At 62.9% G+C, this 15,660-nt stretch carries 11 protein-coding genes; 7 read left to right on the top strand and 4 right to left on the bottom strand.

Annotation, left to right across the window (positions count from 1 at the left end; translation table 11 throughout):
- Window positions 1-47 precede the first annotated feature (47 nt).
- From ampD to C9383_RS10700, 3 genes are all read left to right on the top strand, one after another.
- Window positions 48-611: a 1,6-anhydro-N-acetylmuramyl-L-alanine amidase AmpD gene (gene ampD, locus C9383_RS10710; protein ID WP_090366838.1), complete on the top strand. Its 564-nt coding sequence runs from the start codon at window positions 48-50 to the stop codon at window positions 609-611.
- Complete coding sequence (gene ampE, locus C9383_RS10705; protein WP_090366835.1) at window positions 608-1,444, top strand: regulatory signaling modulator protein AmpE; 837 nt, start codon at window positions 608-610, stop codon at window positions 1,442-1,444. Before ampD ends, ampE begins: the two co-directional genes overlap by 4 nt.
- A 158-nt stretch (window positions 1,445-1,602) precedes the next feature.
- Window positions 1,603-2,031: a hypothetical protein gene (locus C9383_RS10700; protein ID WP_090366833.1), complete on the top strand. Its 429-nt coding sequence runs from the start codon at window positions 1,603-1,605 to the stop codon at window positions 2,029-2,031.
- On the opposite strand, the gene C9383_RS10695 is transcribed toward C9383_RS10700, so the two are convergent.
- Both C9383_RS10695 and cra read right to left on the bottom strand, forming a co-directional pair.
- Window positions 1,960-2,754: a TatD family hydrolase gene (locus C9383_RS10695; RefSeq protein WP_090366831.1), complete on the bottom strand. Its 795-nt coding sequence runs from the start codon at window positions 2,752-2,754 to the stop codon at window positions 1,960-1,962. The genes C9383_RS10700 and C9383_RS10695 overlap by 72 nt on opposite strands.
- 2 nt (window positions 2,755-2,756) lie before the next feature.
- Window positions 2,757-3,752: a catabolite repressor/activator gene (cra, locus tag C9383_RS10690; RefSeq protein ID WP_060754879.1), complete on the bottom strand. Its 996-nt coding sequence runs from the start codon at window positions 3,750-3,752 to the stop codon at window positions 2,757-2,759.
- Between the two features lie 293 nt (window positions 3,753-4,045).
- Between cra and ptsP the strand changes: the two genes are divergently transcribed.
- The 4 genes from ptsP to C9383_RS10670 are packed head-to-tail and all read left to right on the top strand — an operon-like array spanning window position 4,046 to window position 11,132.
- Window positions 4,046-6,904, top strand: coding sequence for a phosphoenolpyruvate--protein phosphotransferase (ptsP, locus tag C9383_RS10685; RefSeq protein WP_090366828.1), 2,859 nt, complete (start codon window positions 4,046-4,048; stop codon window positions 6,902-6,904).
- Window positions 6,905-7,825, top strand: a complete 921-nt coding sequence (gene pfkB, locus C9383_RS10680) for a 1-phosphofructokinase (RefSeq protein WP_090366826.1) — start codon at window positions 6,905-6,907, stop codon at window positions 7,823-7,825.
- An 11-nt stretch (window positions 7,826-7,836) separates the two neighbouring features.
- Window positions 7,837-9,546: a PTS fructose-like transporter subunit IIB gene (locus C9383_RS10675; RefSeq protein WP_090366824.1), complete on the top strand. Its 1,710-nt coding sequence runs from the start codon at window positions 7,837-7,839 to the stop codon at window positions 9,544-9,546.
- A 44-nt stretch (window positions 9,547-9,590) separates the two neighbouring features.
- Entirely contained in the window at window positions 9,591-11,132 is a 1,542-nt protein-coding gene (locus C9383_RS10670; RefSeq protein WP_090366822.1) for an alkaline phosphatase D family protein, read from the top strand.
- 178 nt (window positions 11,133-11,310) lie between these two features.
- Here the strand turns inward: C9383_RS10670 and C9383_RS10665 are convergent, their stop codons facing one another.
- Both C9383_RS10665 and C9383_RS10660 read right to left on the bottom strand, forming a co-directional pair.
- Complete coding sequence (locus C9383_RS10665; protein WP_090366820.1) at window positions 11,311-13,836, bottom strand: PepSY domain-containing protein; 2,526 nt, start codon at window positions 13,834-13,836, stop codon at window positions 11,311-11,313.
- A gap of 136 nt (window positions 13,837-13,972) precedes the next feature.
- The coding region (locus tag C9383_RS10660; protein ID WP_107338866.1) for a TonB-dependent receptor at window positions 13,973-15,660 on the bottom strand (1,688 nt) is incomplete at its 5' end.

Genomic DNA, 15,660 nt, shown 5'->3' with positions numbered 1-15,660 from the left:
TGGAACGCGGCATACTGGTAACACTTCGTCTCATTCAAGGAGCCAGTATGCAGTTGGACCCCGCCAGCGGTTGGTGCCAGGGCATCCGTCATTGCCCTTCGCCCAACTTCAACGAGCGCCCGGCTGGTGAAATCTCGCTGTTGGTGGTGCATAACATCAGCTTGCCACCGGCGCAGTTTGCCACGGGCAAGGTGCAGGAATTTTTCCAGAATCGCCTCGATGTTACGGAGCATCCCTATTTTGAAGGGATTGCCGCCCTACGGGTATCTGCGCATTTTCTGATTGAGCGTGACGGCACAGTGACGCAATTTGTCTCGTGCCGTGACCGGGCGTGGCATGCCGGGGTTTCCAGTTTCGAGGGGCGTGAGGTCTGCAATGATTTTTCCCTGGGGATCGAGTTGGAGGGAACGGACGAGCTGCCTTTTACCGATGCCCAGTATGATTCGCTGATCGAACTGACACGCCAGTTGTTGGCGGCTTATCCCGACATAACGCACCCGCGTATTTGCGGTCATAGCGATATCGCCCCGGGTCGCAAGACCGACCCCGGCCCGGCTTTTGATTGGACGCGCTTTCGCAGCGCCCTGCAGGATGGAGGACACGCACGATGAGTTTCCTGGTGTTGGTTCTGGCGGTGTGGATCGAGAAATTCTCGGCCCTGCGCCAGCGGTTGCAGCGCGATGGTGGCTGGTTGCGTGAGCTGGCCAAGTTGGAGTCGAGCCCCAGGATGGGCAAGCGACCCTGGCTGATTCTGTTGTTGCTGGTACTGCTGCCGGTACTGTTGCTGGCGCTGTTGTTGCTGGTGCTGGAGCCGGTGGCCTATGGCTTGTTGGCTTTGCCGGTGCACTTGCTGGTGGTGATCTACAGCCTGGGGCGTGGTGATCTATTGGCGCAGCTTGGACCTTTCCGCGACGCCTGGCGCCGCGGTGATCTGCAGGCTGCCGAGCACGTGGCCGAGCGTGACCTGAACATCGGCGCCGACAGCGGCGAGCAGCTACTGGAGCGGGTTCAGGGGCATCTGCTCTGGCAGGCCTATCAGAGCTTTTTTGCGGTGATTTTCTGGTATTTCCTGCTGGGCCCGGTGGCGGCGTTGGCTTACCGCTTGCTGGCGCTGGCCAACGAATACAGCCAGAACCCGTTGGTGGCCGAGCGCGCCGGGCAACTGCGGCACGCGTTCGACTGGGTGCCGGTACGCCTGCTGGCGGCCAGTTTTGCCTTGGTCGGTAATTTCGTAGCGGTCAGCCGGGTGATGCTCCACGAGCTGCTGAATTGGGATATCAGCGCCGCACAACTGCTGGAAAAAGTCGGCCTGGTGGCCGCAGAAATCCCCGCGCCCGTGGTGGGCGTCGACGGCATCAATAGCCTGGATCAGTTGTGGGAACTGCTGCTGCGTGCGGCGGTGTTGTGGTACGCCGGATTTGCTATCTGGACCGTGTTGCCCTGACACAGTCCCGCAGGGGGGCGTTTCGCGTGTAGGGCTTTCGTGTAGGAATAAGATTTTTGCGGTGTGGTGCTTGTCTTGTTTTCCCTGTCGGCCTTCATTGTGAGGTGAATCGGTGAGAAGTTTGTATCACCTAGTAACCGTCTCGCGGAGGCACAGTCATGACCGCTGTCATCGGCATCAAAGGGCATTGTGCTCACTGTGAAATGACATTCGAGCTCAAGCCTTGGCAGTTGAATGCCATTGCCATCGATGAGCCCTTTGACTGCAGGTACTGTCACGCGTGCCTGCAGCTGTGTTGCCACAAGCAACTGCGTCAATTCCGAGCGTTGGACCATTGGGCGCTGGTGCGTCCCGGCATGGTCATTCTGACCTGCGCGACCTTGCTGATGGCGCTGGTGGCGGAGTGGGTGGGGCTGCTCAGTGTGGTCGGGCAGTTCAATATTTCACTGACGACGGTGTTGGTGCATTGCCTGAGTGTGCGTTACGCCCGCCACCGGCAAAAGATCACCTTGAATCTACAGGCTGTCAGCCGCCTGCCAATTGAACAGCTGGCACGCGTTGCGTGTGCTCGCCTCGGCCAGGCGTGACGCGTCGATACCCATGCGTTCAGCCAGGGCGATGCAGATGTCCGGCAGGTGTTGCGGGCTGTTGCGCTGGCCCGGGTACATGACCGGCGCCATATCCGGTGAATCGGTTTCCAGCACGACCGCCTCTAGGGGCAGTTGAGCGAGCACCTTGTGCATGCGCAGTGCCTGGGGCCAGGTGGCGGCGCCGCCCAGGCCCAGTTTGAAACCGAGCTTGATGTATTCGCGGGCCTCTTCGACGCTGCCGGCGAACGCGTGGATGATGCCGCCGCGTGGCAGGCGAATGCGCTTGAGCGTGGCGATGACCGCCGCGTGGCTACGGCGAACGTGCAGCAGGGCCGGGAGCTGGAAGTCCACCGCCAGTTTCAGTTGGGCTTCGAACAGGCTTTGCTGGCGCTCGCGATCCAGTTGCTCAAGGAAGTAATCCAGGCCGATCTCGCCGACGGCGCACAGTTGCCGGTGGCCGTGCAGGCGGTTCAGCCAATCGCCCAATTTCATCAGGTCGGCGGGGCGGTGCTCATCGAGATACACCGGATGCAAGCCGAAGGCGGCGAATAAGCCGTCATCTGTTTGCACCAGATCCCACAACCGCTGCCAATTCTGCTGATACACCCCCAACACCACCATGCGCTGCACGCCGAGTTGGCGGCTGTGGCTGAGGACTGCCCGGCGATCGTCATCGAAATCCGGGAAGTCCAGGTGGGTATGGGTGTCGATCAGCTTCACGTTCAAGCCTCGTGAATGCGCTGCTTGAAGGTCCGGCCGATGGCGTGCACGCCAGGCTGATACTGCTCGTCTTCAATCGCCGCCAGCGCCAGGCGCAGGGCGGTATCGGCGATCAGTTGATGTTGTTGGGCCATGGCGTTGACCGGCAACGGCAGGAAGTCCAGCAGTTGGGTGTCACCGAACGTGCCCAGGCGCAATGGCCGGGACTTAAGGGGGAAGTCATGCAGTGCGTCGAATACGCCTTGCAGCAGCACGTAGGAAGTGGTCACCAGCGCATCGGGCAAGTGCCCCAAGCGCTGCAGGAGTTGCTCCATCAACTGACGGCCGCAATCGCGGCTGAAGGCCTCGCCGTGTTCGACGATCACCTCGCCGGCAAACCCTTTGAGGGCTTCACGAAAGCCCGCGGCACGTTCCTGGCTGATGCTCAGCTCTGGGTGGGCACCGATCAGCGCAATCTGCTTGGGCAACGGCAGCAATAGGCTACTGGTCAGTTGCTGGCAGGCTTTGCGGTCGTCGCTGACCACCGAGCAGAACTGCGCAGGCTCCATGACCCGGTCGATGGCGATCACCGGCAGACCCTTGGCTTGCAGCTCGCGGTAACTGTCGTCGCTGGCCGGCAGGCAACTGGCGACAAACAACGCATCGCAGCGCCGCGCGCGGAACAGTTGCAGCAACTGGCGCTCGCTGTCGGCTTCATCGTCGGAACTGGCGATCAGCAATTGATAACCCCGTGCCCGTGCCCCTTGCTCCAGCAGCTTGGCGATACGTGCGTAACTGGGGTTTTCCAGGTCCGGCAGGATGAAGCCCAAGGTGCGCGTATGCCGGCTGCGCAGCCCGGCCGCCTGGGGGTTGGGAGTAAAGCCATGGGCTTCAACCACTGCACGCACCCGCTCGACGGTGGCGTTACTGATGCGTTGCTGTTCGGCCTTGCCATTGATGACATAGCTGGCGGTGGTTACGGACACACCGGCCAGGCGTGCGATATCACTGAGTTTCAAACCGGGATTTCCTTGTTTTTTGGAGCTCGCCCCGACATTTTGTCTAATCGTAACCGATTCCAGCGCGTGGCCCATGCCTGAGCTCAAGTGCCGAGCGGCCCTTCAAGCTTGCGCAATTACCGCGTAACCTGCCATAAATTCTAGATTAAACGTTTCAGCTGGCGTATTTTTACGACGTTCGTGACTAAGTGGTTACTGCCAATTGACCACTCAGTCAGTTATTTTTGAACACATTGCGCTGATTTATTCAAAACAATACCTAGTGCACCCCTTGCACTAACTAGGAGAACGGCATGCTGGAGCTCACTGTAGAGCAGATATCCATGGGCCAGGTGGCTGTGGATAAATCTGCCGCCTTGCATTTGCTCGCTGACAAATTGGTGGCCGATGGCCTGGTCGCCGAGGGTTACCTCAGTGGCTTGCAAGCCCGTGAAGCCCAAGGCTCGACCTTTCTCGGCCAAGGCATCGCCATTCCCCACGGCACTCCCGAGACTCGCGACCAGGTGTTTTCTACCGGCGTGCGCTTGCTGCAGTTCCCCGAAGGGGTGGACTGGGGTGACGGCCAGATCGTTTACCTGGCCATCGGCATTGCCGCCAAATCCGATGAACACCTGCGCCTGCTGCAATTGCTGACCCGCGCCCTCGGCGAGACCGACCTCGGCCAGGCGCTGCGCCGCGCCGGTTCCGCCGAAGCCTTGCTGAAACTGCTGCAAGGCGCGCCGCAGGAGCTGGCGCTGGATGCACAGATGATCAGCCTGGGCGTGTCCGCCGATGACTTTGAAGAGCTGGTTTGGCGTGGTGCCCGGCTGTTGCGCCAGGCCGACTGTGTCAGCAATGGTTTCGCCGCCGTATTGCAGCAAGTCGACGCGCTGCCCCTGGGTGATGGCCTGTGGTGGTTGCACAGCGAACAGACGGTCAAGCGCCCGGGCCTGGCGTTCGTCACCCCGGACAAACCCATGCGCTACCTTGGCCAGCCTCTGCACGGCCTGTTCTGCCTGGCAAGCCTGGGCGAAGCACACCAGACGTTGCTGGAGCGCCTGTGCGCGTTGCTGATTGAAGGTCGCGGCCAGGAGCTGGGCCGCGCGACCAGCAGCCGTGCCGTGCTCGAAGCGCTCGGTGGCGAACTGCCTGCCGACTGGCCCAGCGCTAGCATTCCCCTGGCCAACGCCCATGGCCTGCATGCGCGTCCGGCCAAGATCCTCGCGCAATTGGCGAAAAGCTTCGACGGTGATATCCGCGTACGCATCGTCGATGGCCCGGTGGGTGCCGTGTCGGTGAAAAGCCTGAGCAAATTGTTGAGCCTGGGTGCACGCCGTGGCCAGGTGCTGGAGTTTGTCGCCGAGCCGACGATTGCCGGTGATGCGTTGCCTGCCTTGCTGGCGGCGGTAGAAGAGGGCCTTGGCGAAGAGGTCGAACCGCTGCCGACTGTAAGCGCCCCTGCGCCAGTGCTCGACAGTGAGCCGGTGATCAATGCGCCGCTGTCCGGCAGCCAGGTCCAGGCGATTGCGGCTGCCCCCGGCATCGCCATCGGCCCGGCCCATATCCAGATCCAGCAAGTGTTCGATTACCCACTGCGCGGCGAATCTTCGGCCATTGAACGCCAGCGCCTGCAACAGGCCTTGGCTGATGTACGCCGCGATATCCAGGGTTTGATCGAGCGTAGCCAGGCCAAGGCTATCCGCGAGATCTTCATTACCCACCAGGAAATGCTCGACGACCCGGAACTGACCGACGAAGTCGACACCCGCCTAAAACAAGGCGAGAGTGCGCAAGCTGCGTGGATGAGCGTGATTGAAGCGGCCGCCAGGCAGCAGGAATCGCTGCAGGACGCCTTGCTCGCGGAGCGCGCCGCCGACTTGCGGGATATCGGTCGCCGGGTGCTCGCGCAGTTGTGTGGCGTGGAAACCGCCCAGGAACCCAGCGAGCCGTACATTCTGGTGATGGACGAAGTGGGCCCCTCGGATGTGGCGCGCCTCGATCCATCGCGTGTTGCCGGCATCCTGACGGCCCGGGGCGGCGCTACGGCCCACAGCGCAATTGTTGCGCGCGCGCTGGGCATTCCCGCGCTGGTGGGGGCCGGTCCGGCAGTCTTGCTGCTGGCGTCCGGCACGCCACTGTTGCTGGACGGCCAGCGCGGCCGCCTGCATGTCGACCCCGACGCCGGCACCCTGCAACGTGCCGTGGTCGAGCGCGATACCCGCGAACAGCGCCTGCAAGCCGCAGCGGCCCAGCGCCATCAACCGGCACTGACCCGCGACGGCCATGGCGTGGAAGTCTTCGCCAACATCGGCGAAAGCGCTGGGGTTGCCGGTGCGGTGGAGCAGGGGGCCGAAGGTATCGGGCTGCTGCGCACCGAGCTGATTTTCATGGCCCACCCGCAGGCGCCGGATGAAGCCACCCAGGAAGCGGAGTACCGCCGCGTGCTCGACGGCCTCGCCGGGCGCCCGCTGGTGGTGCGCACCCTGGATGTGGGTGGGGACAAACCGCTGCCCTACTGGCCGATTGCCCAGGAAGAAAACCCCTTCCTCGGCGTGCGCGGTATTCGTCTGACCTTGCAGCGCCCACAGATCATGGAAGCCCAGTTGCGGGCGTTGCTGCGTTCGGCGGACAACCGTCCGTTGCGCATCATGTTCCCCATGGTCGGCAGCGTGGATGAATGGCGTGCCGCCCGGGAGATGACCGAGCGCCTGCGCCTGGAAATCCCGGTGGCGGATTTGCAGTTGGGCATCATGATCGAAGTGCCGTCCGCTGCGTTGCTGGCGCCGGTACTGGCCAAGGAAGTGGACTTCTTCAGTGTCGGCACCAACGACCTGACCCAGTACACCCTGGCCATCGACCGCGGCCACCCGACGCTGTCGGCCCAGGCGGATGGCTTGCATCCCGCCGTATTGCAATTGATCGACATCACCGTGCGTGCCGCCCATGCCCACGGCAAGTGGGTTGGCGTGTGCGGCGAGCTGGCGGCCGACCCGCTGGCGGTGCCGGTGCTGGTCGGCCTGGGTGTGGATGAATTGAGCGTTTCGGCCCGCAGCATTCCAGAAGTGAAGGCGCGGGTGCGGGAATTCAGTCTGAGCGAGGCCCAGGGCCTGGCGCAAAAAGCACTCGCGCTGGGCTCGCCCGCCGACGTGCGTGCCCTTGTGGAGGCCGTGTAAATGGCGAAGATTCTGACCCTGACGCTGAACCCGGCGCTCGACCTCACGGTGCGCCTGGCGTGCCTGGAACCGGGCGCCGTCAACCGCAGCGAGCCTCTGCTCACCCACGCTGCCGGCAAGGGGGTGAACGTGGCTCAGGTGTTGGCCGATTTGGGCCACCAAGTCACCGTCGGCGGCTTTCTCGGTGAAGACAACCCCCAAGCCTTCGAGGCGCTGATTGCGCGGCGCGGGTTTGCCGATGCGTTTATCCGCGTGCCGGGCGAAACCCGCAGCAACATCAAGATCGCCGAACAGGACGGCCGGGTCACTGACATCAATGCCCCGGGGCCACAGGTCAGCGAGCAGGCGCAGTTGGCGCTGCTCAATCAGCTCGCCTTGATTGCGCCCGGCCATGAGGCCGTGGTGGTTGCCGGCAGTTTGCCGCGTGGTGTCAGTGTGCAGTGGTTCCAAGGCTTGCTCGCAACATTGAAGGACCTCGGCTTGAAGGTGGCCCTGGACACCAGCGGCGAAGCCCTGCGTGCGGGTTTGCAAGCCGGTCCCTGGTTGGTCAAGCCCAACACTGAAGAGCTGGCCGAAGCCCTGGATAACGCCGCAGACACCATCAGCCGCCTGCATCGGCAAGGCGTGGAGCATGTGGTGGTTTCCGATGGCGCCGCCGGCGTGAACTGGTACAGCCCGGGCGTGGTGTTGCACGCCACGCCGCCCAAGGTCAGCGTCGCCAGCACCGTCGGCGCCGGCGACTCGCTGCTGGCCGGCATGCTGCACGGTTTGCTCAGCGGCGACGCGCCCGAGCAGACCCTGCGCCGCGCCACCGCGATTGCCGCCATGGCGGTCACGCAGATCGGTTTCGGCATCAGCGATGACGCGCAGTTGGCGCGTCTGGAAAGCGGCGTCGATGTGCGCGCGCTGACAGAACAATAAGAGGGTTTGTGATGAAGTTAGCCATTGTTACCGCCTGCCCGAACGGCATGGTCACCAGTGTGCTGTGTGCTCGCTTGTTGGACGCCGCCGCGCAACGCCAGGGTTGGAGCACCAGCGTCGAAGTGGTGGACGTCGCACGCCCGGAGCGGCAGTTGTCCCAGGCGACGATCGATGCCGCCGAGTGGGTGCTGCTGGTCAGCAGCACGCCGGTCGACATGCAACGGTTTGTCGGCAAACGCGTGTTCCAAAGTACGCCTGCTCAAGCCTTGGCCGATGTCGAGGCGGTGTTGCGCCTTGGCGCCGAAGAAGCCCAGGTGTATGTCGAGACACAACAGGCGGTAAAAAACGCGCCGCGTATCGTCGCGATTACCGCATGCCCCACCGGCGTCGCACACACCTTCATGGCCGCCGAAGCCTTGCAGCAAACCGCCAAGCGCTTGGGTTATGACTTGCAGGTCGAGACTCAAGGTTCGGTCGGTGCCCGTACCCCCCTGAGCCCGGAAGCTATCGCCAATGCCGATGTGGTGTTGCTCGCGGCGGACATCGAAGTCGCCACCGAGCGCTTCGCCGGCAAGAAGATCTACCGTTGTGGGACTGGCATCGCCCTCAAGCAATCCGAAGCGACCCTCAACAACGCCCTGGCCGAAGGCGCGGTGGAAAACGCCGCCAGTGGCGCGGTGGCCAAGCCGGAAAAAACCGGGGTCTACAAACACCTGCTCACGGGTGTGTCGTTCATGTTGCCGATGGTGGTGGCGGGCGGCTTGCTGATCGCCTTGTCGTTCGTGTTCGGCATCCATGCCTTCGAAGAAAAAGGCACCTTGGCCTCGGCCCTCAAGATCGTCGGCGACCAAGCCTTCATGCTGATGGTGCCGTTGCTGGCGGGCTACATCGCCTACTCGATTGCCGACCGTCCGGGCCTGGCGCCCGGCATGATCGGCGGCTTGCTCGCGGGCACGCTGGGGGCCGGGTTTATCGGCGGCATTTTTGCCGGTTTCCTGGCCGGTTACTGCGTCAAGTTGATCACCCGCGCGGTGCAGTTGCCGCAGAGCCTGGAGGCGCTCAAGCCGATCCTTATCATCCCGTTGCTGGCCAGTCTGTTCACCGGGCTGGTGATGATTTATCTGGTCGGCCCGCCGGTGGCGCGCATGCTCACGGGCTTGACCGATTTTCTCAGCACCATGGGCACCACCAACGCGGTGCTGCTGGGCATTCTGTTGGGCGGCATGATGTGTGTCGACCTGGGCGGGCCGATCAACAAGGCCGCGTATGCGTTTTCCGTCGGTCTGTTGGCGGCGCAGAGCGGGGCGCCCATGGCTGCGACCATGGCCGCAGGCATGGTGCCGCCGATCGGCATGGGCATCGCGACGTTCCTGGCGCGACGCAAGTTCGCCCAGACCGAACGCGAAGCCGGCAAGGCCGCGATGATTCTAGGGTTGTGCTTTATCTCTGAGGGCGCGATCCCGTTCGCCGCCAAAGACCCGCTGCGGGTGATCCCGGCGAGCATCGCCGGTGGCGCCTTGACCGGTGCGCTGTCGATGTATTTTGGCTGCAAGCTCGCGGCGCCTCACGGCGGCTTGTTTGTGCTGGTGATTCCGAACGCGATGAACCATGCATTGCTGTACCTGCTGGCGATTGTGGCCGGCAGCCTGATGACCGGTCTGGTCTATGCGTTGATCAAGCGTCCGGACGCGGCGCCGGTGGCTGTCGCAACGGTGTCATAAGCGCATGCTTTAGTGGCCCTTTTGATACTCAAGAGGGCACCTGCATGAGCCACTTCGATCTCGGCCGTCGCCGTGTGATGCAAGCCGTCGGCGCCGGCATTCTGTTGCCGGGCCTGGCCCCGGCGGTGATTGCTTCGGTCAAGGACCGCCCGCAACTCACCGATGGGGTGCAGTCCGGTGACTTGCTCGGCGACCGCGCCATGATCTGGAGCCGCAGCGACCGCCCGGCCAGGATGGTGGTGGAGTGGGACACCCGCAGCGTGTTCAGCAACCCCCGTCGTTTTGTTTCCCCTCTGGCCGACCAGCGCAGTGACTTTACCGCTCGCGTCGAGCTGACCGGGCTGCCGGTCGATCAGGCGATTTTCTACCGCGTGCACTTCGAGGATGCCCAGACCGGTGTCGCCAGCGAGCCCTGGTTCGGCCACCTGCGCAGTGTGCCGCAGCAGCGTCGCGACATTCGCTTTGTATGGAGCGGCGATACCGTTGGCCAAGGCTTCGGCATCAATCCGGACATCGGCGGCATGCGCATCTACGAAGCCATGCGCCTGCGCCTGCCGGACTTCTTTATCCACAGCGGCGACACCATCTACGCCGACGGCCCGGTGCCGGCGCAACTCACGGTCGAGGACGGGCGTATCTGGCGCAACATCACCACCGAGGCCAAGAGCAAGGTCGCTGAAACCCTCGATGACTACCGCGGCAATTATCGTTACAACCTGATGGACGAAAATGTGCGCCGCTTCAATGCCGAGGTGCCGCAGATCTGGCAATGGGACGATCACGAAGTGGTCAATAACTGGTCGCCGAGCAAGCAACTGGACGAGCGTTATCAGGTCAAGGACATCAACACGCTGGTGGGGCGTGCGCGTCAGGCCTGGCTGGAATATTCGCCGATGCGCCGGCAGAGCGCCGACGGCGGCGGGCGCATTTACCGCAAGCTCAGCTACGGTCCGCTGCTGGATGTGTTCGTGCTGGATATGCGCAGTTATCGCGGGCCTAACGACGACAACCTGGGCGGCGAAAAACCCTTTATGGGGCGTGAACAACTGGATTGGCTCAAACGTGAGCTCAAGGCGTCCCAGGCGCAATGGAAAGTCATCGCCGCCGACATGCCCATCGGCCTCGGCGTGCCGGATGGTGAGGTCAGCCCAGGTGTACCGCGCTGGGAAGCCATCGCCAATAATGACCCGGGCGCACCGCAAGGCCGCGAGCTGGAGGTGGCCGAGTTGTTGGGCTTTTTAAGGGCGCAGCAGGTTCGCAACCACGTGTGGCTGACGGCTGATGTGCATTACTGCGCGGCGCATCACTATCACCCGGATCGCGCAGCGTTCCAGGATTTCGAGCCGTTCTGGGAGTTTGTCGCCGGGCCATTGAACGCGGGCAGTTTCGGGCCAAACCCACTGGATAAGACGTTTGGCCCCGAGGTGGTTTTCCAAAAGGCTCCAGCTGCGCAGAACAGCTCGCCGTTTGCCGGGTTCCAGTTTTTTGGCGAAGTGCAGATTGATGGGCAGACGGCGGAGCTGACGGTGACTTTGCGCGACCTGGATGGCGTATCCGTATACCAGCAAAAACTCCAACCCGCCTGACTTGTTGGTGGGTCTGTAGTGAGCGGGCTTGCCCCGCGCTGGGTGGCGCAGCCGCCCCAAACCCAGGCACCTCGGTCCTTCTGAAATACTGCGGCGTCTTTGTTGGGGCGGCTGCGCCACCCAGCGCGGGGCAAGCCCGCTCACTACAAGCCCCCGGATCTCCATCGGCTTTCGAGGGTCAGTAGACATCTCGACGGTAGCGGCCTTGCTCAATCAAGCGTTCCACCGCTTCACGGCCGAGCACGTCATGCAGCACTTGGTCCACGCCCGCTGCCATCCCCTGCAAACTGCCGCACACATAAATGGCTGCGCCATCGGTCAGCCATTTGCGCAGTACGTCTGCCGACTCACGCAGTCGGTCCTGTACATAGATTTTCTCTGCCTGATCGCGGGAAAACGCCAGGTCGAGCAGGGCCAGATCGCCGCTGGCCAGCCAGCCATGCAACTCGTCCCGGCAGAGGAAATCGTGCTTGATATTGCGTTCGCCGAACAGCAGCCAGTTGCGCTGCTGGCCATCGGCAATACGCGCCTTGAGCAAGCTGCGCAGGCCCGCGAGGCCGGTGCCGTTGCCCAGCAGAATCAGCGGCACCGGGGTTTGTGGCAAGTGAAAGCCGCTGTTACGCCGCAAGCGCAGGCTGATGCCCGAGCCGATTGCTGCGTGCTCGGTCAACCAGCCCGAGCCGAGCCCCAGGCTGCCGTCGGGATGACGTTCCTGGCGCACGATCAGTTCCAGCACGCCGTCGCTGGCAATCGAGGCGATGGAGTATTCGCGCATGCCCAGGGGCACCAGCGCGTTCACCAGCGCCTGGGCGTGCAGGCCGACCAGGTGCGCACGGTGGGTCGGTAATTGGCGGGTGGCCAGAGCCTGTTCGAGGGGTTGCGCCAAGCCATCGATAACCACGCTGTCGTCACCGGCCAGGCCCATGCCCTCAAGGAAGTGTTCAACGGCCCCCAGGCTGTTGCGCGGCAGCACTTCCACCAGGTCGCCCGCCAGCCAGGTTTGCGGCGACGGCGGTGTCAGGCCCAGCAGGTAGATGCTGGCGCCGACGCTGTCGCGATTGAGCAGGGTGCGTTGGCTGAGGGTCCAGTTTTCATACGGTGCGGCCTGCCAGGCCGCTGCAGGCGCGTGGCCGGTGAGTTGGCCCAGTTGCTGTTGCCAGGTCGACAGGGCTGCGGTATCGCCGCTGTCGACTTCCACCGGGGCAAATAAGGCATTGCCGCCCTGATGGGTCAGCCAGAAATGCAGGCGTCGGGCAAAGCCGCAGAAGTGTTCATATTGACGATCGCCCAGGGCCAGTACCGAGTAGTTCAGGCCTTTGAGGGACAGGTCCTGGCCGAGCACGTTGCGCTCAAAACCACGGGCGCTGTCTGGCGCTTCACCATCACCGAAGGTGCTGACTACGAACAGTGCATTTTCCGACTGGCTCAAGTCGCTTTGGCTGACGCTGCCCAGAGGTTGCACCTTCACGGACACCCCGGCGGCCTGCAATTGGCCGGCCGTTTGCCAGGCCAACTGCTCGGCAAAGCCGCTCTGGCTGGCAAAACCGATCAACCAGGCTGGGGCGTTGCCCGGGTTGGTGCCCAGGCCCTTGCGCGCATCGCGCACCTGGCGTTTTTTTCGGCGCCGGTCGAGGTATAGCAGCCAGCCCGTGATAAAGAACAGCGGCATCAACAACGAGGCGACGGTGAGGATGATCCTGCCGGTCAGGCCAAAGTAGCTGCCGGTGTGCAGCGCGTAGATGCTGGTGAGCCACTGGGACTTGAGGGACTGGGCCGCGTACTGGTCGTGGGACTGGACCTCGCCGGTGACCGGGTCCAGATCGATCTGGTTCAACGCCCGGTCATGCGGCGATGAGCTAAGCAGGTAGTAGACGGTGGCCGGCTGCCCGGCGACGGCCGGCATACGAATGTTGTAGGCGCTCAAGTCGGGGCCGGCATTCGCGTAGATGCTGCTCCAGATGGCGTCGTAGTTGGCCTCCGGGGCCGGACCTTGAGGCGCCGGGCCGCGCTTGCGCACGCGCTCGTTATGCGGGGCGTCCGACAGCAGGCTGGTGAGGCCCTGCCTGTACCAGTCGTAGGACCAATACAGGCCGGTCAGCGCCGAAAACAGGTAGAACAACAGGCACCAGGTGCCGAACACCGAGTGCAGGTCCCAGTTGAAACTGCGACCCTTTTTGCGCCAGTCCAAGGTCAGCCAAGCACGCCAGTTCGCCACTTGGCGTGGCCAGCGCAGGTACAGGCCGGAGAGGCAGAAGAACACCAGGATCAGCGTGCAGGCGCCGGTGATGTTGCGCCCGGTTTCGCCCATGGCGAGGAAACGGTGCAGTTGCAGAGTGAAGCCGAGCACATCCTGGCCGACGGCATCGCTCCTGTCATCGCCGGTGTACGGGTCGAAGTAGCGCATCTGGCCACGCCGCTCACCCGGTGGCGCGGTGAAGTACACGCGGGCGGCATTGCCGCTTTCGGTTTCCACCCACAGCATCGACACGCTTTTGCCCTCACGGGCTTCGAGCTTGCGCACCAGCTCGGCGGGAGGCAGCACGCCGGCCTCGCGTTTTTCCACGGTCAGTACCCTGGGGTTGAGCGCCCGCAGGATTTCATCCTGAAACGAAACCGCAGCCCCAGTGATCCCCATCAACGCCAGCACCAGCCCGGCCGTGACGCCGAAGAACCAGTGCAACTGAAACAGGGTTTTCTTCAACACGTCTGACTGCCTCGCTCATCTGGATTTGTTCGTCACGGCGCGCATTATGCCGTGAGTTGTCGAGAAACATTCTTTTTTACATGCAAAAGCCCCACGCATCCGATGCGTGGGGCTTTTGCCGGGACGTTGACCGCTTTTAGAAGTGGAAGCTGGTGGTCAACAGCGCCGTACGACCGGCCGCCTGGTTGGCGAAGTGCGCCGCGTAGGCTTTGTCGTAATAGGTCTTGTCGGTCAGGTTTTGCACGTTCAATTGCAGGTCGATGTTCTTGGTCAGCTTGTAACTGGCCATGGCGTCGTAGCGGGTGTAGGACGGTACGTACACGGTGTTGGCCGCATCGCCGTAAACCTGATCGACGTAGAACGCACCGCCGCCGATGGTCAGTTTTGGGGTGATGTCGTAGGTGGTCCACAGGCTGAAGGTGTTCTTCGGCGTGTTGGGCATTTCATTGCCTTTGTTCGAGCCGGCGCTGACGACACCGTTGCGGCCGTTGAGACCTGCGTCGACCAGCTCGCTTTTCAGGTAGCTGTAGCCCGCGAACACCTGCCATTGGTCGGTGAGCTTGCCGCTGGCGGACAGCTCCAGGCCGTCAACACGGGACTCACCGGCGTTCTGGTAGGTCATCGAATCCACCAGGATTCGCGTGTTTTTCTTCTCGGTGCGAAATACCGCCGCGGTCAGGGACAGGCGGTTGTGGAACAGGTCCCACTTGGTACCCAGCTCGTAGTTGACGGTTTCTTCTGGCTTCAGGTCGCTGGTGGCGGCACCGGCCGACAGTGGGTTGCCATCGGCACCTTCACCCACCAGGCCGCCGGCTGGCGATGCCGAGGTGGCGTAAGAGGTGTAAATGCTGCCGTTCTCCATCGGCTTCCAGACCAGGCCCGCCTGCCAGTTGAAGAACTGGCTGTCGTTCTTGATTTTGCTGCGGCCGTTGGTGGCATTGCTGTTGGCCACGGTGTCGAAGGTATCGTAACGCAGGCCCATGTTCAGCAGCCATTTCGGGTCGAGTTCGATGGTATCGAACACGTACGCGGCGCGGCTGGTCGCCTTGGTGTTAGTGCCCATGTAGTTGCGTGTGGCGCTACCGGTCCAGACGTCGTCAGGGTTGGGGTTGCCCAGGGAGGTGCAACTCCCGCCGCTGCTGCCGACCAGGCCGGGTTTGCAGCCGCCGCTCGGGTTGGCGTTGGGTGACACGGTGTAGCCGCTGACGCGGGTTTCTTCCCCGGTGAATTCCAGGCCGGTGGAGTAGGAGTGCTTCATGCCCGCCAGTTGGAAATTACCAAACAGGTCGGTCTGGTTGGTGGTGGTTTCGGTGGTGGAAACGCGAGTGTTCGCGCGACGCCACACGGTGCCGAACTGGTTGACGTTGTGCTGGCTGTCGTCGGGCTGGGTGAGGATGTAATCCTGGCCGGTGCTGCCGTGGCGCAGGGTGTTTTTCAGCGTCATGTTGTCGTTCAAGTCGTGCTCGACGGAGAACGTGCTGATGTCGGCGCGGGTTTTGCGGAAGTCGCGGTCTTTCAAGCCGTAGAAGTTGCTGCTGTTGCCGCCGTCGGTGGGTTTGTCGTGTACATGGACGGCTTTGGCGCCGCTGTTGCTGTAGCCATAGGGCATGCCCGAATCCGGCAGATCATCGCTTTCCATGTGGTAGTAGCTGAGGTTGACGCGGGTCGGTGTGCCCAGGCCGAAAGTCAGCGACGGCGCTACACCCCAACGGTCGTAATTGATCGCATCGCGGCCGGCCACATTCTGCTCGTGGCTCATCAGGTTCAGGCGGAACGCGGCGTTGTCGAGGAACTGGCGGTTCACGTCGAGTACGTAGCGGCGGG

It is taken from the genome of Pseudomonas palleroniana, from assembly GCF_003031675.1.
GTDB lineage: Bacteria > Pseudomonadota > Gammaproteobacteria > Pseudomonadales > Pseudomonadaceae > Aquipseudomonas > Aquipseudomonas palleroniana.
The sequence above is the reverse complement of the archived record's forward strand: the minus strand, read 5'-3'. Positions and strand labels throughout refer to the sequence as shown.

Bases quoted from the DNA above. Each gene is read 5' to 3' on its own strand.
- ampD (WP_090366838.1), top strand. From the start codon at position 48: ATGCAGTTGGACCCCGCCAGCGGTTGGTGCCAGGGCATCCGTCATTGC.
- C9383_RS10670 (WP_090366822.1), top strand. From the start codon at position 9,591: ATGAGCCACTTCGATCTCGGCCGTCGCCGTGTGATGCAAGCCGTCGGC.
- pfkB (WP_090366826.1), top strand. From the start codon at position 6,905: ATGGCGAAGATTCTGACCCTGACGCTGAACCCGGCGCTCGACCTCACG.
- C9383_RS10675 (WP_090366824.1), top strand. From the start codon at position 7,837: ATGAAGTTAGCCATTGTTACCGCCTGCCCGAACGGCATGGTCACCAGT.
- ptsP (WP_090366828.1), top strand. From the start codon at position 4,046: ATGCTGGAGCTCACTGTAGAGCAGATATCCATGGGCCAGGTGGCTGTG.
- C9383_RS10700 (WP_090366833.1), top strand. From the start codon at position 1,603: ATGACCGCTGTCATCGGCATCAAAGGGCATTGTGCTCACTGTGAAATG.
- ampE (WP_090366835.1), top strand. From the start codon at position 608: ATGAGTTTCCTGGTGTTGGTTCTGGCGGTGTGGATCGAGAAATTCTCG.